This window comes from Methylocystis sp. S23 (assembly GCF_054106005.1).
The window spans coordinates 308,035-332,500 of the sequence record NZ_CM134185.1; the positions used below are offsets into that span (position 1 = coordinate 308,035).

General features: G+C 65.4%; 20 protein-coding genes, 1 tRNA gene, 2 rRNA genes and 1 riboswitch (1 of these 24 cut by a window edge). Of the genes, 18 read left to right on the top strand and 5 right to left on the bottom strand.

What is annotated here, in order from left to right:
• The first annotated feature begins 167 nt into the window (after positions 1-167).
• Positions 168-362 (top strand): hypothetical protein, encoded by a 195-nt coding sequence (locus ACV7JP_RS01485; protein WP_457797516.1) that lies wholly within the window; start codon positions 168-170, stop codon positions 360-362.
• Positions 363-560: 198 nt separating this feature from the next.
• Here ACV7JP_RS01485 and cobO read toward each other — a convergent pair whose 3' ends face one another.
• A complete protein-coding gene (cobO, locus tag ACV7JP_RS01490; RefSeq protein WP_457797517.1) occupies positions 561-1,178 on the bottom strand; it encodes a cob(I)yrinic acid a,c-diamide adenosyltransferase in 618 nt (205 codons plus the stop codon).
• Between the two features lie 37 nt (positions 1,179-1,215).
• Positions 1,216-1,409: riboswitch (cobalamin riboswitch) on the top strand.
• A 49-nt stretch (positions 1,410-1,458) separates the two neighbouring features.
• Here cobO and ACV7JP_RS01495 point away from each other — a divergent pair.
• The 17 genes from ACV7JP_RS01495 to ACV7JP_RS01575 all read left to right on the top strand — a co-directional run bounded on the left by ACV7JP_RS01495 (position 1,459) and on the right by ACV7JP_RS01575 (position 21,752).
• Entirely contained in the window at positions 1,459-1,638 is a 180-nt protein-coding gene (locus ACV7JP_RS01495) for a CbtB domain-containing protein (protein ID WP_457797518.1), read from the top strand.
• An 18-nt stretch (positions 1,639-1,656) separates the two neighbouring features.
• Positions 1,657-2,325, top strand: a complete 669-nt coding sequence (locus tag ACV7JP_RS01500) for a CbtA family protein (RefSeq protein ID WP_457797519.1) — start codon at positions 1,657-1,659, stop codon at positions 2,323-2,325.
• A complete protein-coding gene (gene cobW / locus ACV7JP_RS01505; RefSeq protein WP_457797520.1) occupies positions 2,286-3,356 on the top strand; it encodes a cobalamin biosynthesis protein CobW in 1,071 nt (356 codons plus the stop codon). The genes ACV7JP_RS01500 and cobW overlap by 40 nt, the downstream gene beginning before the upstream one ends.
• 6 nt (positions 3,357-3,362) lie before the next feature.
• Positions 3,363-6,725 (top strand): cobaltochelatase subunit CobN, encoded by a 3,363-nt coding sequence (gene cobN / locus ACV7JP_RS01510; RefSeq protein ID WP_457797521.1) that lies wholly within the window; start codon positions 3,363-3,365, stop codon positions 6,723-6,725.
• Positions 6,709-7,989, top strand: coding sequence for a precorrin-3B synthase (locus tag ACV7JP_RS01515; protein WP_457797522.1), 1,281 nt, complete (start codon positions 6,709-6,711; stop codon positions 7,987-7,989). Before cobN ends, ACV7JP_RS01515 begins: the two co-directional genes overlap by 17 nt.
• Positions 7,974-8,606 (top strand): precorrin-8X methylmutase, encoded by a 633-nt coding sequence (locus tag ACV7JP_RS01520; protein ID WP_457797523.1) that lies wholly within the window; start codon positions 7,974-7,976, stop codon positions 8,604-8,606. The genes ACV7JP_RS01515 and ACV7JP_RS01520 overlap by 16 nt, the downstream gene beginning before the upstream one ends.
• Positions 8,603-9,367: a precorrin-2 C(20)-methyltransferase gene (locus ACV7JP_RS01525; RefSeq protein WP_457797524.1), complete on the top strand. Its 765-nt coding sequence runs from the start codon at positions 8,603-8,605 to the stop codon at positions 9,365-9,367. Before ACV7JP_RS01520 ends, ACV7JP_RS01525 begins: the two co-directional genes overlap by 4 nt.
• On the top strand, positions 9,364-10,116 hold the full coding sequence (gene cobJ / locus ACV7JP_RS01530; RefSeq protein WP_457797525.1) for a precorrin-3B C(17)-methyltransferase: 753 nt from the start codon (positions 9,364-9,366) through the stop codon (positions 10,114-10,116). Before ACV7JP_RS01525 ends, cobJ begins: the two co-directional genes overlap by 4 nt.
• The gene (gene cbiE / locus ACV7JP_RS01535; protein ID WP_457799012.1) at positions 10,116-11,318 is read left to right on the top strand and encodes a precorrin-6y C5,15-methyltransferase (decarboxylating) subunit CbiE; all 1,203 of its coding nucleotides are present in this window, start codon (positions 10,116-10,118) and stop codon (positions 11,316-11,318) included. The genes cobJ and cbiE overlap by 1 nt, the downstream gene beginning before the upstream one ends.
• Before the next feature lie 151 nt (positions 11,319-11,469).
• Positions 11,470-11,859: a cobalamin biosynthesis protein gene (locus ACV7JP_RS01540; RefSeq protein WP_457797526.1), complete on the top strand. Its 390-nt coding sequence runs from the start codon at positions 11,470-11,472 to the stop codon at positions 11,857-11,859.
• On the top strand, positions 11,856-12,620 hold the full coding sequence (cobM, locus tag ACV7JP_RS01545; RefSeq protein ID WP_457797527.1) for a precorrin-4 C(11)-methyltransferase: 765 nt from the start codon (positions 11,856-11,858) through the stop codon (positions 12,618-12,620). Before ACV7JP_RS01540 ends, cobM begins: the two co-directional genes overlap by 4 nt.
• Positions 12,617-13,921 (top strand): cobyrinate a,c-diamide synthase, encoded by a 1,305-nt coding sequence (locus ACV7JP_RS01550; protein ID WP_457797528.1) that lies wholly within the window; start codon positions 12,617-12,619, stop codon positions 13,919-13,921. The genes cobM and ACV7JP_RS01550 overlap by 4 nt, the downstream gene beginning before the upstream one ends.
• A gap of 1,171 nt (positions 13,922-15,092) precedes the next feature.
• Positions 15,093-15,680, top strand: a complete 588-nt coding sequence (locus ACV7JP_RS01555) for a hypothetical protein (RefSeq protein WP_457797529.1) — start codon at positions 15,093-15,095, stop codon at positions 15,678-15,680.
• Between the two features lie 126 nt (positions 15,681-15,806).
• The gene (locus tag ACV7JP_RS01560; RefSeq protein WP_457797530.1) at positions 15,807-17,963 is read left to right on the top strand and encodes a type I secretion system permease/ATPase; all 2,157 of its coding nucleotides are present in this window, start codon (positions 15,807-15,809) and stop codon (positions 17,961-17,963) included.
• Complete coding sequence (locus tag ACV7JP_RS01565) at positions 17,960-19,417, top strand: HlyD family type I secretion periplasmic adaptor subunit (protein ID WP_457797531.1); 1,458 nt, start codon at positions 17,960-17,962, stop codon at positions 19,415-19,417. The genes ACV7JP_RS01560 and ACV7JP_RS01565 overlap by 4 nt, the downstream gene beginning before the upstream one ends.
• A gap of 34 nt (positions 19,418-19,451) precedes the next feature.
• Positions 19,452-20,897, top strand: a complete 1,446-nt coding sequence (locus tag ACV7JP_RS01570) for a TolC family outer membrane protein (RefSeq protein ID WP_457797532.1) — start codon at positions 19,452-19,454, stop codon at positions 20,895-20,897.
• A 249-nt stretch (positions 20,898-21,146) separates the two neighbouring features.
• The gene (locus ACV7JP_RS01575; protein ID WP_457797533.1) at positions 21,147-21,752 is read left to right on the top strand and encodes a toxin-activating lysine-acyltransferase; all 606 of its coding nucleotides are present in this window, start codon (positions 21,147-21,149) and stop codon (positions 21,750-21,752) included.
• A 265-nt stretch (positions 21,753-22,017) separates the two neighbouring features.
• Here ACV7JP_RS01575 and ACV7JP_RS01580 read toward each other — a convergent pair whose 3' ends face one another.
• From ACV7JP_RS01580 to ACV7JP_RS01595, 4 genes are all read right to left on the bottom strand, one after another.
• A complete protein-coding gene (locus ACV7JP_RS01580; protein WP_457797534.1) occupies positions 22,018-22,332 on the bottom strand; it encodes a hypothetical protein in 315 nt (104 codons plus the stop codon).
• 498 nt (positions 22,333-22,830) lie between these two features.
• A tRNA-Met gene (locus ACV7JP_RS01585) sits at positions 22,831-22,907 on the bottom strand.
• A 119-nt stretch (positions 22,908-23,026) separates the two neighbouring features.
• A 5S ribosomal RNA gene (gene rrf / locus ACV7JP_RS01590) occupies positions 23,027-23,142 on the bottom strand.
• Positions 23,143-23,296: 154 nt separating this feature from the next.
• A 23S ribosomal RNA gene (locus tag ACV7JP_RS01595) occupies positions 23,297-24,466 on the bottom strand; it runs 1,768 nt beyond the window's last position.

The following is a 24,466-nucleotide window of genomic DNA, read 5'->3' on the forward strand; positions in this document are numbered from 1 at the left end:
CCGCGACCAGTTGTCGCATGTTAAGTAACTGAATCTAATTAGTAAATGTCCGTTTTTGAATGCCTAAAAATAGGCGCCGCAGGCACATTGCCAAGCGTTTTGAATCGAGCTAGGGTTACCTCGATGCGGCAAGCATTCAGGTAAAAAATCAAACAGGGGGAAAACGCATGGCCGTCAACGTTCACAGCTCCGGCGATATCGGCAAGATGCTGATCTGGGTCGCCGCCTTCGTCGGCTTCGTCGTCGTCGCTCTCACTTGGGTTCCGGACTGGATCTCCCCCGAGGGCACGAACGGCACGGGCAATGGCCGCGACGCTCTCGGCACCGCCGGCACCGGCGCCACCGCGCGCATGATTCAGTAATACCCCTGCGATCGACTTGCCGGGAGCTTCCGCTCCCGGTCTTGTCTTTGCAGGGTCGGTCGTTTCCTTGGAATAGACCGACAAATGGGAGCCGACGCTCTCGACAAGGTCGAGCGTCGGCCTCCTTGTTTCTGGCGCTGTCTTGTCCTGTTTCGATTGCGCGCCCGCGGCCTGGTCCGCCCGCCCGGAAATCCCCCCTCAGAACTCGATCCCTTCCTGCGCCTTCACGCCGGCCGCGAAATGGTGCTTCACGGGCGTCATCTCGGTGACCAGATCAGCCGCCGCGACGAGTTCCGGCTTCGCGTTGCGGCCGGTCACGACCACATGCAGATCGTCGCGGCGCGCCGCCAGCCGCGCCAGCGTCTCCTCCAGCGGGAGATGGTCGTAACGCAGCGCGATGTTCAATTCGTCGAGCACCAGCAGGCGAATTTGGGGATCGTCCATCAGCTCGCAGGCCTTTTCCCAGGCGCGCCGCGCGGCCGCCTCGTCCCGGGCGCGGTCCTGCGTCTCCCAGGTGAAGCCCTCGCCGAGCGTGTGCCAGGATACGGCGCCGAGCTTCTCGAGCATGTCGCGCTCGCCCGAGCGCCAGGCGCCCTTGCCGAATTGCACAACGCCAACCTTCCAGCCATGGCCGAGGGCGCGCAACGCCAAGCCGAAGGCCGCGGTCGACTTGCCCTTGCCCGGCCCGGTGTGAACCATCAGCAGGCCCTTCCGCGCGACGGTCTTCGACGCGACCTCGGCGTCCTGCGCCGCCTTGCGCTTCTCCATCTTCTCGCGATGGCGGCGGGCGGCTTCTTTTTCCTGATCTTCTGTCAAGGCCGTTCCTTGCCGTTTGACGTCGGCGCGAGGCGCGCATATGAGTGGAAAAGACGGTCCTTCGCAAGGAGGCGAACAGGGAACGCGGTGCGGGCCTCGCCCTAATCCGCGGCTGCCCCCGCAACTGTAACCGGAAATGGCCGCGCCATCAGCCACTGGGCGAAAGCCTGGGAAGGCGGCGCGGATGACGCGTCCGGAAGCCAGGAGACCTGCCGTCCCGGCGATCATCCGATCGCCTGTCGCAATTTTTCGCCGCCGGTGGGGCGGCAGGGAGACAAGAATGAAGACCAGCGCCGCCGCCCGCACATTCGCAACCTCGAGGACCGAGACGCTGAAGGCCGCCTTCGTGGCGCTCATCCTCGGCTTCGGCCTCGTCTTTGGCGCGGGATTCGCGAATTCCGAGAGCGTCCACGACGCGGCGCATGATTCGCGCCACGCGCTCTCCTTCCCCTGCCATTGACCGCCTTTCACGCGAACCGTGATCGCGCGCCTTCTGGCGGCCGGCCTTGTCGCCGGCATTGTTGCGGGCCTCGCCGTCGCGGCCCTGCAGCATGTCACCACGACGCCCCTCATTCTCGCCGCGGAGGTTTATGAGGCGGCCCAGCGCGCCCATGAGGCTTCGGCGGAGCACGCCTCCGCCTTCGAGGGTCTGCGCCGGACCGCCGCGACGAGCGTGGCGACCATCGCCGTCTCGACCGGCTATGCGCTGATCCTCCTCGCCTGCATGCTCTTGGCGGGCGAAGCCATCGGGTCGCGCCGCGCCGCGCTTTGGGGCGCCTGCGCCTTTGCGGCCACGGGGCTCGCCACGAGCCTCGGCCTCGCGCCGCAATTGCCGGGCGCGGCGGAGACCGATCTCGCGGGGCGCCAAATCTGGTGGCTCGCCACGGCCGCCTCAACGGGCGTGGGACTTTACGCGCTGCTGCGCATCCACGCGACGATCGCGAAAGCGATCGGCGCCGCGCTGCTCGTCGCGCCGCATTTCTTCTGGCCCACGCCCGCCGCGCCCGAAAGCGCGGTCCCGGCCGAACTCGCGGCGCGCTTCGCGGCGTCCTCCCTAGCCGTGCAAGCATTGAGCTGGGTTCTCGCCGGCGCCCTTGCGGGCCTGATATGGCGCCTTGCTTCCGGCGACGAAACGGAGGCGGCGTGAACGCTGCGAAAATTCCGGCGACCATCGTCACGGGCTTTCTCGGCGCCGGCAAGACGACGCTCATTCGCCATGTGCTCGAAAATGCGCGCGACCGCCGTCTCGCGCTCGTCATCAACGAGTTCGGCGACGTCGGCGTCGACGGAGAAATTCTTCGCGCCTGCGGCGTCGAGAATTGCCCCGAGGAGAACATCGTCGAGCTGGCGAATGGCTGCCTCTGCTGCACCGTCGCCGACGACTTCGCGCCGGCGATCGAGGCCCTGCTGTCGCATGAGAAACGGCCCGACCATATCATCATCGAGACCTCCGGCCTCGCTCTGCCCAAGCCGCTGGTGAAGGCATTCGACTGGCCGGCGATCCGATCCAGGCTCACCGTGGACGGCGTCATCGCGGTCATCGACGGAAAGGCCGTCGCGGAAGGCCGCTTCGCCGACGATCTCGACGCCGTCGCGCGCACGCGCGCCGAGACGGAGACGATCGACCACGACAATCCGCTCGAGGAAGTCTTCGAGGATCAGCTCGCCTGCGCCGATCTCGTCATCCTCAACAAGACGGATCTGCTCGACGCCGCGGAAGAAGCGTCGGTCGCCTTGCGGCTCTCGCAAGGCGCGCGCGACGCCGTGAAGGTCGTGCGCGCGCGCGACGGCCGCGTCGATCCGATCGTGCTGCTCGGCCTCGCCGCCGCCGCGGAAAGCGATCTCGACAACCGCCCGTCGCATCACGACGCGGAGCCGGATCACGATCATGACGATTTCGACAGTTTCGTCGTGAGCGTTCCCGCGACGCCGGATCCGGCGAGGCTCGCCGCACGGCTCGCCGAAGTCGCGCGCGCGCATGACGTGCTGCGCGTGAAGGGCTTCGTGGAAGTCGCGGGCAAACCGATGCGGCTTCTCGTGCAGGGCGTCGGCGCGCGAATCCAGCATCATTTCGACCGCGCCTGGAAGCCCGGCGAGCCACGCGCGAGCCGTCTCGTCGTCATCGGCGAAAAAGGCCTCGACCGGGACGCCATAACCGCCATGCTGGCGCAGCCGTGACGCGCCATGCATCTTCTCCCGCGCGATCTTCATAATCTCGACGACGCCGGCGCGGCGACGGATCTCGGCCAGACCCCGGCCGACATTGTGTTCCTTTCCTTCTCGGACTCCGAGCTTCGCCTTGTCGCGCGGCTGCATGCGCGCGACGCGGCTTCCTTGCCGAGCTTGCGCTGCGCGCCGCTCGCGCAATTGAAGCACCCCTATTCCGTCGATCTCTATCTCGAGACGGTGGCGCGACACGCCAGGCTCATCGTCGTGCGGCTGCTCGGCGGCAAGGATTATTGGGCCTATGGCGTCGAGCGGCTCGAAGCGCTCGCGCGCATGCACAAGATTCCGCTCGCCATCCTGCCCGGCGACACGGTCGAGGACAGCCGTCTCACGCAAGCCTCGACGCTCGACCCGCAAGCGCTGAACCGCATCTGGCGCTTCTTCCAGCATGGCGGGCCGCAGAATCTGCGCGCCTTCCTCGGCTATGCGTCGACGCTCGCCGGAAGGCCGGCCGAATGGCGAGAGAGCGTTCCCGTCGCCAATGCCGGCCGCTTCGCGCAAGCCTGCCGCGAAGGCGGAAGCGACGCGCCGCGCGCGATCGTCGTTTTCTACCGCTCGCTATATCTTGCCGACGACGTCGCGCCGATCGTCGCGCTCGCCGATGCGCTCGCCGAACGCGGCTTCGCGGTCGAGGCGCTGTATGTCGCGAGCCTGAAGGAGCCGGAGAGCGAAGCCTTCGCGGCGCAGGCGCTCGACCGCTTCGCGCCCGACGTCATCCTCAACGCCACCGCCTTCTCGGCGCGCCGCGACTCAAGCTCCGTGCTCGACCGCGCCGACGCGCCCGTGCTGCAAGTCGCGCTCGCGACCTGCGCGCGTGAGGCGTGGCGAGTCTCCGCGCGCGGCGCCAATGGCGCCGATCTCGCCATGAACGTCGTGCTGCCGGAGGTCGACGGCCGCATCTTCACCCGCGCCATCTCCTTCAAGGAAATCGCCGCGCGCGGCGCCGCCGAGCTCGAAGAGCCGCGTCACGCGCCGGACGCGTCGCGCATCGCTTTCGTCGCCGAGCTCGCAGCGAATTGGGCGCGGCTGCGCCGTAAGCCGAATGCGGAAAAGAGCCTTGCGCTCATCCTCTCCGACTATCCCGCGCGGCGCGGACGCGGCGGCTATGCGATCGGGCTCGACGCCGAAGCGAGCGTTACGGAGATCGTCGAGGCGCTGCGCGAAGCGGGCTATGCGCCAGACTCTCAACCGTCATTGCGAGCCGAAGGCGAAGCAATCCAGCATTCCTCTCATCGTCCTGGATTGCTTCGCTGCGCTCGCAATGACGGCGCGCCTTCCTTAATGCGTTTATTGGAGGATCAGGCCTACGCCGTCGACTTCCCTCTCGACGCCTATGCGTCCCTTCTCGCCGATCTCCCCGCCGAATTCGCCGCTTCCGTCGCCGAAACATGGGGCTCGCCCCAGGACGACCCCGCCATTGTCGGCGACGCCTTCCGCTTCTCCTGCATCGTCGACGGCAATCTCGTCATCGCGCTGCAGCCCGATCGCGGCGCGCGCGCGGCGCGCTACGAAGCCTATCACGACATGCAGCGGCCGCCGCGCCACGCCTATGTCGCCTTCTATCTCTGGCTGCGTCACGCGCGGAAAATCGACGCGCTCATCCATCTCGGCGCGCATGGCACGCTCGAATGGCTGCCGGGCAAATCCGTGATGCTCTCGCAAGGCTGTGCGCCCGAAGCCGTGCTCGGCCCGACGCCGCTCGTCTATCCCTTCATCGTCAACGATCCGGGCGAAGCCGCGCAGGCCAAGCGCCGCACGAGCGCCGTGACGATCGGCCATCTCACGCCGCCTCTCGTCAAGGCGGAACTCTTCGACGCCGCCGCGACCGTCGAGACGCTGCTCGACGAATACGCCACCGCCGCCGCGCTGGATCCTCGCCGCGCCAAGCTTGTCGCGGGCGCCATTCTCGACGAGGCGGAACGCAGTGGTCTCGCGGCGGAATGCGGCGTGACGCGCGAGACCGATCTTGCGGAGACGCTGACGCGCCTCGACGCCTGGATGTGCGACCTCAAGGAGATGCGCATCGGCGACGGGCTGCACGTCTATGGCCGCGACGGCGACGATCCGACGCGAAGCGCCTGCGCGAGGAACGAACGCCGCGCGCTCGTCGCCGCGCTCGCCGGCCGCTTCATCGAGCCGGGCCCCGCCGGCGCGCCCTCGCGCGGCCGCGCGGACGTGATCCCCACCGGCCGCAATCTCTTCTGCATTGATCCGCGCCACGCGCCCACGCAGACCGCCTATGACATCGGCCGGCGCGCGGCGCATGAAATCACGACGCGCCATGCGCAGATTCATGGCGAATTCCCGCGTCATGTCATGCTCGACCTCTGGGGCAGCGCGACAATCCGCACCGGCGGCGAGGATTTCGCGCAGGCCCTCGCGCTTCTCGGCGTCACGCCGCGCTGGGATGCGGCGAGCGCGCGCGTGATCGGCTTCGAGATCCTGCCGCAGGCCAGGCTCGATTTTCCGCGCGTCGACGTGACGCTGCATGTCTCGGGCCTCTTCCGCGACATGTTCCCCGGCCTCATCGCGCTGTTCGACGACGCCGTGCGCGCCGTCGCGGCGCTCGACGAGGACGCCGATTTCAATCCGCTGAAGGAGTCCCAGGACCTCGCCCGAATCTTCGGCGCCGCGCAGGGAACCTACGGCCTCGGCGTCGCCGACCGGATCGTGCGGGGCGAGTGGTCGTCGCGGGACGATCTCGCGCGCGCTTATCTCGAGGCCGGCGGCCATGCGTTCGACCGCGCCGGCGAAAGCGCGCCCGCTTTCGAGGCCTTCAGCAAGCAAGTCGCGCGCGCCGACGCGCATGTGCATGTGCAGGACATGGCCGAGGTCGACGCGCTGACCGGACCCGCTTTCGCGGATTTCGAAGGCGGCTTCGCGGCGGCCAACAAGATGCTCGGCGGCGAGGCCGATTTCCTGCGTCTCGACGCGACGCGCCCCGACCGCCTGCGCGCGCGGCCCTTGCGGGACGAGATCGCCCGCGTGCTGCGCATGCGCCTCGCCAATCCCCGCTGGCTCGAGGGGCAAATGCGCCACGGCCATCGCGGCGGCGCCGAGATCGCGGAAGGCGTGGACAATCTCTACGCTTTCGCGGCCGCGAGCGGCCTCGTCAGCGACGCGCAATTCGACCTCGCCTTCTCGGCGACACTCGGCGACGATAGAGTGCGCGACTTTCTTGCGCGCGAAAACCCGCGCGCATTGGAGGCGATCGCGCATGTCTTCAGCGAAGCCCGCGCGAGAGAGCTGTGGCGGACCCGGCGCAACAGCACGCTGGATGTTTTGACCAGCGTCGGAGGACGTGATGCCGCCGGGCTTTGAGATCAAGGGCTGGTGCCCGAGCGCGCATCGGCCCATGGAGAGCGGCGACGGCCTGCTCATCCGCGCCAGGCCGACGCATGCAAGGCTCGCCTCGAAGCAGTTGCGCGCCGTCGCCGAGATTTCGGCGAGCTGCGGCAACGGACGGGTGGATCTCACACAGCGCTCGCAGCTCCAGCTTCGTGGCCTGACGCCGTCGACGCTGGACGAGGCGCGCCGTCGCCTGCAGGCGCACGAACTTTATCACCCCGCGCGGGACTCCCTCGTGGATATATTGCAAGGCGGCTATATGGGTCTCGGCGCCCCATCGGCCTTCGACGCGAACGCGCTCGCGCTGGCTCTGTCGCATGTGAGGGAAAACGACGCCGCCCTGCGCGCCTTGCCGCCGAAATTTCTGATCTCGATCGATACGGGCGGCGTCACGCTTGCAGATGCGCAAGCCGATATCCGCATCGAGGCGATCGACGCCGCGCGCGCCGCCATTTGCGTGGCGGGCGCGCCTGATCGCGGCGCCATCGTCGCGGCGGAAGACGCGCCGGAGACGGCCCGCAAGCTCATGCGCGCCTTCATGGCGCTGCGCGCCGAACGGCCCTTGCAATTACGGCGCATGCGACATGTCGTTTCGGCGCTCGGACTCGACCCCGTGCTGCGCGAAGCGGGGCTGGACATGCAGCCCTATAAATGGCGGGCGCCCGTTTCGCCCCGGTCCGCTTTCGGCGCGCGAGAGGAAGCGGGCTTCGCCTTCGTCGGCGTGGCCGCGCCGTTTGGCCGCTGGCGCGCGCATGAGCTCGCGGCCCTTGCCGATCTCGCGGAAAGCCATGGCGACGGCGTTCTCGCCCCGACTCATTGGCGCCTGTTCATGATCGGCGCATATGATCTTAGAGCCGCGCAGCGCATGCTCCAGGCGGCCCGCGCGCTCGATCTCATCGTCTCGGCGGACGATCCCCGTCTCGCCGTCGTCGCCTGCCCCGGCGCGCCCGAATGCCCCCAGGCGCGAGGAGAGACGCGCACGGCCCTTGCGCGGCTCGCGCCGCTGGCGCAAAAGCTTGCAGGGACGGACGGCGTCGGCCTTCATATTTCCGGCTGCGCGAAGGGCTGCGCAAGGCCGGGCGCCGCGCCCGTCACATTCGTCGCCAATGAGGGCCGCTTCGATCTCGTCGATAATGGCGGCGCGAGCGACGCGCCGGTCTCGCGCGGTCTCGACATCGACGCCGTCGAACGCGCGCTCTCGGCGCGCGCGGAGGAATGCAAATGTCCGACGCCTTGAGTTACATCCGCGACGGCGCGGCGATCTACGAGCGATCCTTCGCGATCATTCGCGCGGAGGCCGATCTCGCGCGCTTCACGGCCGAGGAAGAGAAAGTCGCGGTGCGCATGATCCATGCCTGCGGCATGGTCGAGCTTGCCGGCGACATTGAATTCTCGCCTGCCTTCGTCGCGACGGCCAGGGCCGCGCTGCGCAAGGGCGCGCCCATTCTGTGCGACGCCAACATGGTGGCGCATGGCGTGACGCGCGCGCGCCTGCCCGCCAATAATGCGGTCGTCTGCACGCTCGCCGAACCCGAAGTCGCGGCGTTGGCCGCCAGGCTCGGCAATACGCGCAGCGCCGCCGCGATGGAGCTGTGGCGCGATCGCCTCGACGGCGCCGTCGTCGCCATCGGCAATGCGCCGACCTCGCTTTTTCGCCTGCTCGAGATGCTGGACGAAGGCGTGGCGCGCCCCGCCGCCGTCATCGGCGCGCCGGTCGGCTTCGTGGGCGCGGCGGAGTCGAAGGAGGCGCTCGCCGCCGACGGGCGGATACCTTATGCGATCGTCAGGGGCCGCAAGGGCGGCAGCGCCATGGCCGCCGCGGCGATCAACGCGCTCGCGAGCGAGAAGGAATGAGCGCGCTCGCGGAAAAATCGCAGGCGCGCGCCGCGACGCTCGGCGCGCTGATCGGCGTGGGCCTCGGCCCCGGCGATCCGGAGCTCGTCACCGTAAAGGCCGCGCGCCTCATCGGCGAAGCGCGGATCGTCGCCTATTTCGGCAAGCGGGGCCGGCCCAGCAATGCGCGCAGGATCGCCGAACGCTATTTCACGCCCAGTTGCGAGGAGATGCCGCTCCTCTACCCGGTGACGACGGAGCTTCCCTTCGACGAGCCCGACTATGTCTCGGCGCTCGCCGGCTTCTATGAAGAGAGCGCGCAGCGCCTCGGCGCCGCGCTGGAGCAAGGCCGCGACGTCGCGCTTCTCTGCGAGGGCGATCCCCTGCTCTACGGCTCCTTCATGCATATGTTCACGCGGCTGGACGGGCGCTTTCGCGTCGAGATCTGCGCGGGCGTCTCCGGCATGTCCGGATGTTTCGCCGCCGCGCGCCAGCCCATGACCTGGGGCGACGATGTTCTCACCGTCCTTCCCGCGACGCTCGACGAAGACACGCTGGCCGAACGCCTCAAGACGACGGATGCGGCCGTGGTGATGAAGCTCGGCGGCAATTTCCCGAAGCTGCGCCGCGCCATGACGCGCGCGGGCGTTATTTCGCGCGCGATCTATGTCGAGCGCGGCACCATGTCCGGCGAGAAGATCATGCGTCTTGCCGAGAAGCAGGACGACGTCGCGCCTTATTTCTCCATGGCCCTCGTGCCCGGACAAGGGCGCCGTCCGTGAGCGGCGCGCTTTACATCGTCGGTCTGGGTCCGGCGGACGAGCGCTGGCTGACTCTGGAAGCGCGGGAGGCGCTGGCGCAGGCGCAGGACATTATCGGCTACGCGCCCTATGTGGCGCGCGTCCCTCGGCGCGACGGCCAGGCGCGCCTTCCCAGCGACAATCGCGTCGAGATCGACCGCGCCCGCGAGGCGCTGGCGCGCACGATGCAAGGCCGCATCGTCGCGGTCGTCTCGGGCGGCGATCCCGGTGTCTTCGCCATGGCGGCCGCCGTGTTCGAAGCGGTCGATCACGGCCCGCGCGAATGGCGCGATCTCGACATCCGCGTCATTCCCGGCGTCTCCGCCATGCAGGCCGCCGCCGCGCGTCTCGGCGCGCCGCTCGGCCATGATTTCTGCGCCATTTCCTTGTCCGACAATCTCAAGCCGTGGGACGTGATCGAGAGGCGGCTCGAACATGCGGCGCGCGGCGACTTCGTCATCGCGCTTTACAATCCCGCTTCGCGCGCCCGGCCGACGCGCATCGCCGACGCCTTCGCGCTGCTGCGCCGCTTCCTGCCGGGCGAGACTTTCGTTGGCCTCGCGAAATCGGTGGGGCGGGAGAAGGAGGAAATCATCCTCGCCTCGCTCGGGGCCGTCGATCCGGGACAAGTCGACATGTCGACTCTCGTCGTCATCGGCGCGAGCGGCACGAAGCGCATTGCGCGCGAGGACGCGCGCGATTGGGTCTATACGTCGCGAAAGGCGCCGTGATGGAGAAATGGCTCTCCATCGTCGGCATTGGCGAGGACGGCGCGGAATCGCTGCCGCCGGCGGCGCGCACGCTTCTCTCGCAAGCGACGCTGATCGTCGGCGGCGCGCGGCATCTCGCTTTGATCGGCGAAAGCGCGGCCGAACGCCTGCAATGGCCGTCGCCCCTCGCCGACGCCATGCCGCGAATCCTTGCGCGGCGCGGCGAGCCGACCGTCGTGCTCGCGTCCGGCGATCCGTTCTTCTACGGCGTCGGCGACCTTATCTCGCGCCATGTCGCGCGCGGGGAAGTCTTCTGCATCCCCTCCCCTTCGGCCTTCTCGCTCGCGGCGTCGCGGCTCGCCTGGAGCCAGCAGGATTGCGCGCTCCTGTCACTGCATGGCCGCGCCTTCGAACGCGTCACGCCGCATCTTCAGCCCCGCGCGCGCATCATCGCTTTATCCTGGGACGAAACCACGCCGGCGCGGATCGCGCGCCATCTCGCATCCAACGGCATGGGCGCCTCGCGCCTCGTCGTGCTCGAACGTCTCGGCGGACCGCGCGAGCGCGTTCGCGAAACGCGCGCCGACGCTTTCGCCCTGAACGACGTCGCCACGCTCAATACGGTCGCCCTCGAAATCGTCGCCGAGCCGGGCGCCCGCCTCATTCCATTGGCGCCGGGCCTGCCCGACGATTGGTTCGAGAATGACGGGCAGCTCACCAAGCGCGAAATCCGCGCCGTGACTCTCTCGGCGCTGGCGCCGCGCAAGGGCGAGACCTTGTGGGACATCGGCGCGGGCGCGGGGTCCATCTGCATCGAATGGATGCTCAGCCATCCTTCCAATCGGGCCGTCGCGCTCGAACGCGACGCCGAACGCGCGGCGCGCATTTCGCGCAACGCGCTCGCGCTCGGCGTCCCCGACCTCGAAATCGTGGTCGCCGCCGCGCCGCGTGCGCTCGGCGATCTGCGTCGGCCCGACGCGATCTTCATCGGCGGCGGCGCGAATTCGGAAATGCTCGAAGCCGCCTGGAACGCACTTCGCGCGCAGGGGCGGATCGTCGTCAACGCGGTGACGCTCGAAACGCAGGCGCTGCTCGCGCAAGCTTTCGAGAACAAAGGTGGCGATCTCACCCATTTGCAGGTCGCGCGCGCGCGGCCCGTGGGGCGTTTTCACGCGCTCGATCCCGCCATGGGGGTGCTGCAATGGCGCGTGACGAAGCCGTGATACCGGTTCCGTTTGATTCATTCTCCTGCGCCGTCATTGCGAGCGGAGCGAAGCAATCCAGAGCCGTGATGACGGCCCTGGATTGCTTCGTCGCTTCGCTCCGCGCAATGACGGCGCCAGCATTGTCGCGAAGCGATCAGGCGGAAACCGTATGAGATATGCGGCGGGAATTGGCGCGCGTCGCGGCGTGGCGGCGGAGGCGATCGTCGATCTGGTGCGCGCGGTCGCCGCGCGGCACGGCGCGCCGCTCTCGCAAGTGTCGCTCTGCACGCTCGACAGCAAGGCGCAGGAGCAAGGCCTGCACGACGCGGCGAAGACGCTCGGCGTCGAGCTCGTCTTTCTCCCGCTCGACGCGCTGAAGGCGCGCAGAGGCGCCGCGCCCACGCATTCCCCGCGCGTGCAGGCCATGTTCGGCGTCGGCAGCGTGGCGGAAGCCGCCGCGCTCGTCGGCGCGGGAAAAGGAAGCAGATTATTAGCGCCGCGCGTCGCGACGCCTTACGCCGCCTGCGCGCTCGCCGTCAGCGCCGAGGAAGAAGAATGACCGTGCATTTCATCGGCGCCGGCCCCGGCGCCGCCGATCTACTGACCATTCGCGGCCGCGAGCTGATCGCGCGCTGCCCTGTCTGTCTTTACGCCGGTTCGCTGGTTCCCGCTGGAATTCTTGCGCATTGCCCCCCGGGCGCGCGCATCGTCGACACGGCGCCGCTCTCCCTCGACGACATCGTCGCCGAGATGAAGGCGGCGCATGACGCCGGGCTTGACGTCGCAAGGCTGCATTCGGGCGATCTCTCAATCTGGAGCGCGACGGGCGAACAGACGCGCCGGCTGCGCGCGCTCGACATTCCCTATACGATGACGCCCGGCGTCCCCGCCTTCTCGGCGGCGGCGAGCGCGCTCGGCCGCGAGCTCACCTTGCCCGAGGTCGCTCAGTCTCTCGTGCTCACGCGCGTCTCGGGCCGCGCCTCCGCCATGCCCGAGCGCGAGAAGCTCGCGACCTTCGCGCAATCCGGCGCGACGCTCGCCATCCATCTTTCCATTCACGTCCTCTCGCAGGTCGTCGAGGAATTGACGCCCTTCTACGGCGCCGATTGTCCCGTCGCGCTCGTTTATCGCGCCTCCTGGCCCGACGAGCGCATCGTCCGGGGCTCTCTGTCGGACATCGAATCGCGCGCCGCCGAAGCGCCCATGGAGCGCACCGCGCTCATCCTTGTCGGCCCATCGCTCGGGGCCGAGGATTTCCGCGAAAGCGCGCTTTACGACGCGGGCTATGACCGGCGCTTCCGACCGAGAGGCGGCGCGTGACGACCCCCGGCCTGCTGATCGGCGCGGCGCGCTCCGGGTCCGGCAAGACGACGCTTGCGCTCGGGCTGATGCGCGCCCTGACGCGGCGCGGCCTGCGGGTCGGCGCCGTGAAATGCGGGCCGGATTATATCGACCCCGCCTTCCATGCGGCCGCGACCGGGCGCGACAGCCTCAATCTCGATTCCTGGGCCATGGAGCCCGCGCGGATCGCCGAGCTCGCGGCGAGCGCCGGCAAAGGCGCGGATATCATCATCGCCGAAGGCGCGATGGGCCTGTTCGACGGCGCCCCCGGCGGGGCCGGCGGCATTGGCGCAAGCGCGGACATTGCCGCGCTCCTCGGCTGGCCGGTCCTGCTGGCGCATGACGTCTCCGGCCAGGCGCAGACCGGCGCGGCGGTCATTCACGGCCTCGCGACATACGATACGAGGATCAGCATCGCCGGCGTCGTTTTGAACCGGGTCGGCGGCGAGCGACATCGCCGCCTTGTCGCATCCGGCCTGAAGGGGATGGGATTCCCGGTCTTCGGCGCTCTTCCGCGCGACGACCGCGTCGGGCTGCCGGAGCGTCACCTCGGCCTTGTCCAGGCGGAGGAGACGTCGGATCTCGAGATGCGATTGGAGGCGCTCGCCGATTTCATCGAGGCGCATGTGGATCTCGCCGCCCTCGCCGCGGCCGCCGGCGCGGCCGCGCCGCCCCTTTGCGCGCCGGCGGCGGCGTTTCGGCCGCCAGGACAGCGAATCGCCGTGGCGCGGGACGACGCCTTTTCCTTTTTCTACCCGCATCTCTCTCGCGCCTGGCGCATGGCCGGCGCCGAGCTTTTTTTCTTCTCCCCTCTTGCCGACGATCCCCCGCCTCCCGATTGCGACCTATGCTGGCTTCCGGGCGGCTATCCGGAGCTGCATGCCGGCCGTCTCGCCCAGGCGGGGCGGTTTCTCGCCGGACTCAGGCGGTTCGCCGAGACCCGCCCGGTTCACGGCGAATGCGGAGGTTACATGGTCCTCGGGCGGGCGCTCGTCGACGCCGGGGGCGACGCGCATGAAATGGCGGGGCTGCTCGCGCTCGAGACGAGCTTCGCGAAGCGAAAATTGCGTCTCGGCTATCGCCGCGCGCGCCTTGCCGCGGATCATGTTCTCGGCCCGGCGGGGGGCGCGCTGCGCGGTCACGAATTTCACTATGCGTCGGTGCTGAAAGAATCCGGCGACCCCTTTGCGCTGGCGAGAGACGCCTATAGCGAGGACGATGCGCCCGCCGGCCTCAGGCAGGGCCGCGTCTCCGGCTCCTTCTTCCATTTGATCGGATGAGCGCAAAAAAAGGGCCGCCGGAAAGCCAGCGGCCCAAGTCAAGGGAGGAAACGCCCAAGGAGGGCTACGGAGCGAGACAACTCTCGCTGCGTCGCACTGTTATATTGCTGCATTGCACAAGTGTCAAGCCTGTCCGTGACAAACCTGGCATTAGAAACGGGACAGATTGTCGCAGGGCCGAGAAGCGAAATCGGAATCAATGTCTTATGCCGAAGGTCATGATAGATGACCGATGTGTGTCAGTGCCGGCCGCGCCCGCAAGCGCATTATCGCCTTCGCCAACCTTGGAGCGGTTCGCCGTCATCCCTGATCAGCGTGTCCGCAGAAGGAGCCGACAAGACCGGAATCGCTCGGTCGCCGCCGCTTCCGAAGCCCGGCGCTTTCGGAAAAGCTGTAGTCCGCTACGCCGAAGCCGCCGGATGACCGAGGTGAAAACATAAGCATTTATATCGAGATAGGCGCGGCGGTCGGCGTCTGGTCGTCCAGCGGGGAAAACCTCGTAAATTCAATCATTGACGGGCGCCTTCATTCTGCTACGGTGACGCTCATCGACCATTCTCAACAGAAATTGCGGCTTCATGCGCGCAAATAGCTAAGTAATAATTGAGCGAGGTTATTTCGAATGCCGAGCGACAAATCCGACTTCATCGGCGCGGATGGGACTTCAGTCGCCGCGGCGACCTCAGCCGGCGACGGATCAATCCCGCCCGCGGCGGGAGACACTCCGAACTTTTGGCTGCCTTATATTTTTCTCGTCAATGCGGGGTTCGATCCCAATGTCGCTCTCTTCTTCCTATTAATCCAGCAAACCGCCGCGTCGTCCGGCGTTGAAAAAAATCTGGATGGGAGCACGAGCGCGGGGCTGACGCTGGATGGGGGGGACGCTTCGACAAGCGCGCTTTCCTCCCCGCAAGTAGAGGTCTCGTGGGAGAAATCGGCTGAATTGCCGCCCCTCCCGGAGTCTTCCGACGGGAGCGCGTCCGCAAGCGGATCCTTGCTCGGGACGAGCGCCCAAGCCTCTGCATCCGCCCTCTCGACGAAAGAGCCGCCGACATCCGACGATCCTCCGCCGTCAAAGCCGTTGGGCGCCCTCACAAGCGCCGCTGCGCCTGTCGATCTTCATCCGGCGGAGCCGCCCTCGGCGCCATCGAGTGAGCCGACCGGCGCCGTCGTGCCTACTGATCTTTATCCAGTCGATCCAATAACGACCGCCGACATCCCGCCCTCGACGCCGGCGGACGAGACGACAAGCGCCGCCGTGCCCACCGATCTTTATCCGGTCGATCCAATAACGACCGCCGATATCCCGCCCTCGACGCCGGCGGACGAGACGACAAGCGCCGTCGTGCCCACCGATCTTTATCCGATCGATCCAATAACGACCGCCGACATTCCGCCCTCGACGCCGGCGGATGAGACGACAAGCGCCGTCGTGCCTACCGATCTTTATCCGGTCGATCCGATATCGACCATATCCAAGGCGGATATGTCAGCCTTTGGCGATAAGCCCTATGCCGCGACAATATCCTTGTCGCCGATCTCGGCGGCGACGCCGTTCATCTATCAGGACGCGCAGCCAAGCTATGCGTCGTCGATCCTGCCGGGCGACGCGCGCTTTCTGGCGGAAAGCCCGGCGGCGACGGCGATTTTCAATACGTGGACGGCGCTGCTCGATCCGCATATCGCGGCGGCCGAAGCGATAATCGCGACTCCGTCGACGGCGAGCGCCGATTCGATCCTGGCCGCTCCCGCGAGCTGATTTTATTGCGAAGCGTCGGTGCGTTTGTGATGAGGGTTTCCAAGAGAGTTGGCTTTCGTTCGACCCGGCATGTTGAAAGCGCATCCGCGCGTAACGCCGCTTCGCCGTCATTAGCCGTCCGCCGTCATGGCTGACGCCTCCGATACAAAGGCGAAAGCGGATTCCGGCTTGCAGGCGCTGACCGGAATCGCGGCCTATTTTCGCATCATGGCGGATCCAGCCTTGCTGCGCCGGGAACTCGCGCTCGGAGAGGCGTTGGCGGATTCGGGCGCCATTGTCCGCGCCACGCAGATCGTGGGACTGAAGGCGCGCATCATTTCCAAGCTGAAGAAGGAAAGATTGGCGGCGCTTCCGGCGCCCTCGATACTGAAGATGCGCAGCGGCGCCTATGAAGTCTTTGGCGGTCTGATGCCGTCGGGCGCGTTCAGGCTTGTCGACCCGATCACCCGGCGCGACCGCATGCTGCCGCTCGATCAGCTCTTCGAGGAATGCGCGGGCGAGGCGATTCTCGTCTCCCGCCGGTTTCAAGGCGCCGGCGTCGATCCGCAAACCTTCAGCCTCAAATGGTTCCTGCCGTCGATCTGGCGTTACCGGCGCCCGCTCTCCCACGTCATGCTCGCTTCCTTCTTCGTGCAGATCTTCGCCTTGGTGACGCCGCTGTTTTTCCAAGTCGTCATCGACAAGGTGCTGAGCCACAAAGGCTACGATACGCTCTTCGTTCTGGTTGGCGGCCTGGCGGTGGTGGGCATATTCGACGTCGTCCTTCAGTATTTGCGCAGCTATGCGCTGTCCCACACGACAAACCGTATCGACGTCGAGCTCGGCCGGCGACTGTTCTTCCATCTCTTCCGCCTGCCGATGAACTATTTCGAGACGCGCTCGGCGGGACAGACCGTCGCGCGGGTGCGCGAGCTCGAGACCATTCGTTCCTTCCTCACCGGCCAGGGATTGTTTTCGGCGCTCGATATTCTTTTCACCGTCGTCTTCATCGTCGTTCTTCTCGCTTATTCGTGGAAGCTGACGCTGATCGTGCTGGCGTCGATCCCGCTTTACATCCTCATCGCCGCTCTGGTGCGGCCGATCCTGCGGGAGACGATCAAGGAGAAATTCAATCGCGGCGCGGAAAGTCAGCAAATGCTGGTCGAGGCGATCGTGGGCGTGCAGACGATCAAGGCCGCGGCCGTCGAGCCGATGATCCAGTCGCAATGGGAGGAGAGGCTCGCCGCCTATGTCAGCTCTTCTTTCGACGCCGGGCTGATCGGCTCGGGCGGGCAGATGGCCATCCAATATGTGACCAAGCTCACCAACGCCGCTCTGCTGCTCTTCGGCGCGAAGGCCGTCATTGACGGCGAAATATCAGTGGGCGAACTCGTCGCCTTCAACATGATCTCCGGACAGGTCGCCCAGCCGATCCTGCGGCTCTCGCAAATTTGGCAAGACTTCCAGCAGGTTCAGATTTCAATCGACCGGCTTGGCGACATTCTCAACACGCCGACCGAACCGCTCAATCTCGCCCATGGCAGCCTGCCGCCGGCCAAGGGCGCGGTTGAATTCCGCAACGTGACCTTCCGCTATAAACCTGGCGGGCCGGAGATCCTCAAGGGCGTCACCCTCGCGATCCGGCCTGGCGAGGTCATCGGCGTCGTCGGTCGGTCGGGATCGGGAAAGTCCACTCTCGCCAAGCTCGTTCAGCGCTTCTACATGCCCGAGGCCGGTCAGGTTCTCGTCGACGGCGTCGACGTCTCGCAGGCCAATCCGGCCTGGCTGCGCGCGCAGATCGGCGTCGTGCTGCAAGAGAACCTCCTTTTCAACCGCTCGCTTCACGACAACATCGTCCTCGCCAATCCGACGATGACGCGAGCGCAAGCAATGGCCGTGGCGCGCCTGTCGGGCGCCGACGAATTCATCACGCGTCTGCCGCAGGGCTACGACACGATCATCGAGGAGCGCGGCGCCAATCTCTCCGGCGGCCAACGCCAACGCATCGCCATCGCGCGGGCGCTCGCCACCAATCCGCCCATTCTGATTTTCGACGAAGCGACGAGCGCGCTCGACTATGAAAGCGAGCAGTTGATCCAGAAGAATATGTTCCAGATCGTCAAAGGACGCACGGTGATCATCATCGCGCATCGACTCCAGGCCGTGCGTCACTGCAACCGCATCATCGGAATGGACGAGGGCAGGATCGTCGAGGTCGGGCCTCACGACGAATTGCTGCGCAACCCGAAAGGTCTCTACGCCCATCTCTGGTCGTTGCAGAACGATCTGACGAGGGCGTCATGATCAGCGACGCCATTGGCTGGCGCAACTGGGCGAAACGGACCCTTCTCGCCAAAGGCGTGCGCGACGACCGCGAATTCCTGCCGGCCGCGCTCGCCATCCTCGAGACGCCGCCCTCTCCGGTTCGCATCACATTGATCTGGTCGATCTGCCTGCTTGCGGCCTTCGCCCTTACATGGAGCTATTTCGGAGAAATCGACATCATCGCCATCGCTCAAGGGAAGATCCAGCCGACCGGCCGCGTCAAGACCATTCAGCCGCTGGAGACGGGCCGCGTCGTCGCGGTTCACGTCGAGAACGGGCAACATGTTCAGACTGGCGATCTGCTGGTGGAGCTCGACGCGGCGGAAGCGCGCGCGGATGAAGAGGCCTCAGAAAGCGCGCTCGCGGCGTTCCGCGCCGAGAGCCTGCGCCGGCGAATGGCGATCGACGCGGTGGAAAGGATGCGTCTTTCCGACCCGCTTCCGATTGCCTGGCCGACGGATATGCCCGCCGCCATGCGCCAGCGGGAAGAGCGCGTGCTTCACGGCGACCTCGCGCAGCTCCATGCGGCCATTCAAAGCCTGGACGCGCAACTTGCCCAAAGGAAAGAAGAGGAACGTCGCCTCGAAGCGACCTTGCGCGCGCAGGAAGCGCTGATAACGACGCTCCGGCAGCGCGTGACCATGCGTCAGAACCTTCTTGCCCGCGGCTCGGCGCCCAGGGCGGCCGTCATCGACGCCATCGAGTCGTTGCAGACTCAGCAGACCGCCCTCGCGACGCAAAAAGGACAGCTCGCCGAGGCGCGCGCCGCGGCCGATGTGCTCGTCAAGGAGCGACGCAAGGCGATCCGCGCCTTTCTCGCCGAGAACGATCAAAAGCTTTCAGAGGTCGAGCGGCAAATCGACGACCTCCGCCAGAAGTTCGTCAAAGCGCATGAGAAGACGGGGCACATGGTTTTGAAAAGCCCCATCTCCGGGACGGTGCTGGGGCTTTCCGTGACCACCAGGAATCAGGTGCTCAACACCAGTGAGGAATTGATGCGCATCGTTCCCGACGACGCCACGCTGGAAGTCGAATGCTACCTCCAGAATAAGGACATCGGCTTCGTGAAGCGCGACCAGACGGCGGTCGTGAAGATCGAGTCCTTTCCGTTTACCCGCTATGGAACGCTCGACGCCCGCGTCACGCGCGTCGCCCATGACGCAATTCCGGAGCCGGACGCCCAGAATATCGAGGGGAATCTCGTTCATCCGCCAAAGTCGAATGGTTTTGCCGGCGCGCAACGCACCCAGAACCTCGTCTTCCCGATAACGCTCGTCACCGAGCGATCGTCGATGAATATCGACGGGGTGGACGTGCCGCTGACTCCGGGCATGGCGGTCACTGTGGAGATCCGAACGGGCAAGCGACGGATTCTCGAATATCTGTTTTCACCGCTCGTCGAGACGGCGTCGCGCGCGATGAAGGAAAGATAGACGGATTGTCGAGTCAATTTCGATTGTTGGCGACATGTATTCAAACAGAAGTTTTGAAGATAGTCCGCAAGGCCGGCTTTGCGCGCGCGCGCTCGGCGTCCTCTTCGCCGCGAGCCTCGCATATGCGCCCGGGCAATCCGCCGCCGAAACAATAGCGGGCGCCATGGCCAAGGCCTATGTCGCCAATCCCGACCTCAATGAACAGCGCGCCAATGTTCGAGTCCGTGACGAGGACGTTCCGAAAGCCGCGGCGGGCATGCGTCCCCGGGCGAACGTCTCCGTCAACGGCGGACCGCAATTCTCGAAGATTCGGCAGCCGGCCGGACGCGATCGCAACAACCTGCGCCTTTTCTCCGAGGAACAGCTTTTCGGCTATCCGCGCGGCGCCTCCTTCGGCCTCTCGGCGCCCATATTCGACGGCTGGCGAACCGATAATTCCATTCGACAGGCCGAGTCCGGCGTCCTTGCGGCCCGCGAGGCGATGCGGGGTTCGGAACAGGAAACGCTGCTCGACGCGGCGACCGCCTATATGAATGTTCTGCGCGACACGGCGGTGCTTCGTCTGCGCAAGAGCAATATCGCCGTGCTCCTCGAACAGTTGCGCGTGACGCGCGACCGCTTCTCCGTCGGCGAGGTGACGGTGACGGATGTGGCGCAATCCCAAGCCTCGCTGGCGAAGGCCCATTCGGATCTCGCGATCGCGCAGGGATCCCTCGAAATCAGCGTCGCGAATTATGTCCGCGTGATCGGCGAAGCGCCGACGCGGCTCGAGCCGGCCGCGCCAATCGACGCCTTGCTGCCGAAGTCTCGCGACGAGGCCGTGGAACAGGCGATGACGCAGCATCCGGGGATCGCCGCGGCCCTGCATCAGATCGACGCCGCCGAGGCGGCCGTCAAGGTGCAGGAAGGCGCGCTGCTGCCGACCGCGGCGGTGACTGTCCAAGTCAATCAGCAGATCGATTCTTATCTCGGGATTCCCGGCACACGCCAACTCTCCGCGCAGGTCGGCGGCCAGCTCAATGTGCCGCTCTATCAGGGCGGCGCCGAATATTCCTCGATCCGGCAGGCGAAGGAGCAGCTCGGTCAGGCGCGCATCCACGCCATCGCCCAGCGCAACGCCGTTCGCGCCAATGTCGTGCAGGCTTTCAGCCAGTTCAAAACCGCCAAGGCTTCCATCGCTGCGACGCTCGCGGCCGTTAAATCCGCGGAAGCCGCCCTGAAAGGGGTGCGCGACGAAGCGTTTTTCGGCCAGCGCACCACGCTCGACGTGCTCAACGCCCAGCAGGCCCTGCTCGACGCCCGCGTCAATCTCGTCACCGCTCAACGCGATCAGATTGTCGCGTCCTACGCCATACTGGCCGCGACCGGCCAACTCTCCGCCGGGATGCTGGCGAGCCACGCCCCCGCCTATCGGCCTGCCGAGCATTTCGAACAAGTCAAAGACAAATGGTTCGGCGCATCGACGCCAAGTGGAGAATAGATTCGACTGCGTTCAGGCGATTCCGCCTAAACGCAGCGTGATCCAGGATACGAGGCGAAGCCTCGTCTGAACGCTGATGAGCGGGGGACTGCATTCGCGCCTGTCGTAACCGCGCGTTTCTGTTTTTCTTTTCAGGCTGCTTCGATTCCGCGCGCAATAATCTCGCCTTTCGGCTCCGCTTCCCTATTGTAAGGCTCGCATTTGTTGGGCATGAATGCTGCGGTCTGAAATGAATTGCGGGAGTAAATTATGGCGATGGAGCAAGGTCTTTTTAACAAGGGCAATGGCGCGGAGGGTAACGGGGCGTCGCCGCCAGCCGACAAGAAAGCCGCCGAACGGCAGATTGCGGACATTCGCGCGCGACTGCATGCGGCGGCGGGGCAGATCGTGCTCGCCATGTCGGCCGTGCCGCGCTATCGGCACCAGTCTCTCGCCGATCTGCAATCGCTCGTCATCGATCCGCTTATGCGCGATCGCATCGCCATCGCTTCCGTGGCGCCGGCGAAAGGCGACATCGAGGGAGACGAGCCGCAAGCGGGCGCACAAATGGCTGGCGTCGCCATCTGGGCGAGCGTTTCGGACGAGGTCGACGCTAAAATCCGCGAGCAGATTAAGGCCGGCGTCTTTCCGATCCGCCTCAAGCCCGAGGACTGGGCGAGCGGCGACAAGGCCTGGCTGCTCGACGTGATCGCGCCCTCGCAGAAACTCGCCTCCGCCGTGCTCGCCAATTTCAGCCAGGTTGTGAAGCAGGGCGATGTGCGCATCCACCCCATTGTCGGGCGCATGGTCGACCCCGAGCTCCTGAAACGCCTGGTCGCCTCCGCTCCCGCGGCGAAAGAAGCAAAGACGGAATAGCGGCCGGGCAAATGCGCGACTGAAAAACGCCCGCGACTCTCGGGCGTAGCTCGCCTCAGCCCATGACGCTCGGCGGGGGCCGGGACGAGCCGAGGATCGGGACGGCGCGCAGATGCGCCATGCTCCTCACGGCTTCGCCGGGCCGCAGCGGCTGCGGCGCTCCGCCGTGAGGCGGGCCCCGAAACGCCGCGCGGCGCCCTGCCGCGGAGCCGCGTCCTAGGCGTGATCGGGGTCTCGTTGCGCCGCTATATTGATTTCCCCAAGGTCAATGGACGATCTGTCCCGTAAAGCGATCCCGTCCGCGCCAAAATTCGCAGATCGGGCGCCATTCGCCTTCATAATCGATTCCTTCCTGATGAGGACACCCGATCACGCCATCGGTCATGGTCACGGTTCGCACCTCATGCTTCTCAATAAATTGAAGTATTCCACGAATAATTTCAGGCTTGGCGCGGACGTCGCCCTGTTCAACCTTCCAATCGCGCAACGTTTCGATCGCCCCATTCTCGGATGGCGCGACGCCGACAACGACCTTTGTCGCTTGGCTTAGGTTCGGACCATAGAAGGCAATCGTCGCCATTGGCCATCCCCGCAGTCCTTTTCGGGCTTTCTTGCCAAGGCGCCTGAGGAATCGATCCTTCAACATGTTTGTGCTCCCACTCCGCCTTTCGATCACGGCGCCAGACGGAACGAGTCTCTGTCGATGCGCAAGCATGTGACGTACGACTAGCCTTACGGCGACATGCCAGCGGCTCGGCCGAAGCGACGCTTCTGTTCCCGACGCGAAAGGATTTGGGCGAACCGCTTCAGGGTCAGTCTAACCAAGGCCGCCGGGCTTTGAGGGGCCTCGCCTATCACAATTCCGCGACCAGTTCGAGGCATTGAGTTGGCAAGATTGACCTTTGGTCGCCTTGTCTGGGGGGGGGAGCGGGACGGATTGCGGGCAACTGGGCGGAGGAGAAGCGAGAATCCTGGGTAAAGATTTATTGTGAAGGAACCCACTGCTTTATGGAGGTTACGCGCGCGTCCGTCTGCGGTCAACGACGGCGTAGGGGGATGGCGAATGGGTTTGTTTTCCTGGATGCGGGGGTAGGATTTGAACCTACGACCTTCAGGTTATGAGCCTGACGAGCTACCGGGCTGCTCCACCCCGCGGCAGGAGCGAATAGGGAGTGGCGAATGGCGAATAGTTTAGTCTACTCGCTATTCGCCACTCCCTATTCGCTTGCCATTTGCATGCGCGATCGCTGAAGAGGATTTGATGTGTTTGGCAGGCCTGGCGACGACCTACTCTCCCAGGTCTTGAGACATAGTACCATTGGCGCGGAAGCGTTTGACGGCCGAGTTCGGGATGGGATCGGGTCTGATCGCTTCGCCGAAGGCCACCAGGCCGGCGAAACACATTTCGAAGCAAGGGGCGAATAGCGAATAGGGAGTGGCGAATGGAATTATTGCTATTCGCTACTCCCTATTCGCTATTTCGCTTCCGGTCTTTCCGTTTGCTCATTGCGCCGTTGTTGCGCGATGGGCGTTGATAAATGAGAGCGATCAAGCCAATTGAGCGATTAGTACCGGTAAGCTTCACACATTGCTGCGCTTCCACACCCGGCCTATCAACGTGGTCGTCTTCCACGGCTCTCGAGGGAGAACTGGTTTTGAGGTGGGTTTCCCGCTTAGATGCCTTCAGCGGTTATCCCGTCCATACATAGCTACCCTGCACTGCGGCTGGCGCCACAACAGGTCCACCAGAGGTATGTTCATCCCGGTCCTCTCGTACTAGGGACAAATCCTCTCAATTCTCCTACACCCACGGCAGATAGGGACCGAACTGTCTCACGACGTTCTGAACCCAGCTCACGTACCACTTTAATCGGCGAACAGCCGAACCCTTGGGACCTTCTCCAGCCCCAGGATGTGATGAGCCGACATCGAGGTGCCAAACAACCCCGTCGATATGGACTCTTGGGGTTATCAGCCTGTTATCCCCGGCGTACCTTTTATCCGTTGAGCGATGGCCCTTCCACGAGGGACCACCGGATCACTATGACCGACTTTCGTCTCTGCTCGACTTGTCTGTCTCGCAGTCAGGCAGGCTTATGCCATTGCACTCGACGAGCGATTTCCGACCGCTCTGAGCCCACCATCGCGCGCCTCCGTTACTCTTTGGGAGGCGACCGCCCCAGTCAAACTGCCTACCATGCATTGTCCCGACGCCGGATGACGGCGCCCGGTTAGACATCCATGACGATAAGGGTGGTATTTCAAGGGTGGCTCCACACGAGCTGGCGCCCATGCTTCAAAGCCTACCACCTATCCTACACATGCCGACACGAATGCCAATGCAAAGTTACAGTAAAGGTGCACGGGGTCTTTCCGTCTGACCGCAGGAACCCCGCATCTTCACGGGGAATTCAATTTCACTGAGCTGACGTTGGAGACAGCGGGGAAGTCATTACGCCATTCGTGCAGGTCGGAACTTACCCGACAAGGAATTTCGCTACCTTAGGACCGTTATATTTACGGCCGCCGTTTACCGGGGCTTCAATTCAAGGCTTGCACCTCCTCTTAACCTTCCGGCACCGGGCAGGCGTCAGACCCTATACGTCATCTTGCGATTTCGCAGAGCCCTGTGTTTTTGTTAAACAGTTGCCACCCCTGGTCTGTGCCCTCCGACCCGCTTGCGCGAGCCGAAGGCCTCCTTATCCCGAAGTTAC

Coding starts and splice junctions, on each gene's coding strand:
- ACV7JP_RS01485 (WP_457797516.1), top strand. CDS start 168: ATGGCCGTCAACGTTCACAGCTCCGGCGATATCGGCAAGATGCTGATC.
- ACV7JP_RS01495 (WP_457797518.1), top strand. CDS start 1,459: ATGAAGACCAGCGCCGCCGCCCGCACATTCGCAACCTCGAGGACCGAG.
- cobW (WP_457797520.1), top strand. CDS start 2,286: ATGGCGCCTTGCTTCCGGCGACGAAACGGAGGCGGCGTGAACGCTGCG.
- cobN (WP_457797521.1), top strand. CDS start 3,363: ATGCATCTTCTCCCGCGCGATCTTCATAATCTCGACGACGCCGGCGCG.
- ACV7JP_RS01515 (WP_457797522.1), top strand. CDS start 6,709: ATGCCGCCGGGCTTTGAGATCAAGGGCTGGTGCCCGAGCGCGCATCGG.
- ACV7JP_RS01520 (WP_457797523.1), top strand. CDS start 7,974: ATGTCCGACGCCTTGAGTTACATCCGCGACGGCGCGGCGATCTACGAG.
- ACV7JP_RS01525 (WP_457797524.1), top strand. CDS start 8,603: ATGAGCGCGCTCGCGGAAAAATCGCAGGCGCGCGCCGCGACGCTCGGC.
- cbiE (WP_457799012.1), top strand. CDS start 10,116: ATGGAGAAATGGCTCTCCATCGTCGGCATTGGCGAGGACGGCGCGGAA.
- ACV7JP_RS01540 (WP_457797526.1), top strand. CDS start 11,470: ATGAGATATGCGGCGGGAATTGGCGCGCGTCGCGGCGTGGCGGCGGAG.
- cobM (WP_457797527.1), top strand. CDS start 11,856: ATGACCGTGCATTTCATCGGCGCCGGCCCCGGCGCCGCCGATCTACTG.
- ACV7JP_RS01560 (WP_457797530.1), top strand. CDS start 15,807: ATGGCTGACGCCTCCGATACAAAGGCGAAAGCGGATTCCGGCTTGCAG.
- ACV7JP_RS01565 (WP_457797531.1), top strand. CDS start 17,960: ATGATCAGCGACGCCATTGGCTGGCGCAACTGGGCGAAACGGACCCTT.
- ACV7JP_RS01570 (WP_457797532.1), top strand. CDS start 19,452: ATGTATTCAAACAGAAGTTTTGAAGATAGTCCGCAAGGCCGGCTTTGC.
- ACV7JP_RS01575 (WP_457797533.1), top strand. CDS start 21,147: ATGGCGATGGAGCAAGGTCTTTTTAACAAGGGCAATGGCGCGGAGGGT.
- ACV7JP_RS01580 (WP_457797534.1), bottom strand. CDS start 22,332: ATGGCGACGATTGCCTTCTATGGTCCGAACCTAAGCCAAGCGACAAAG.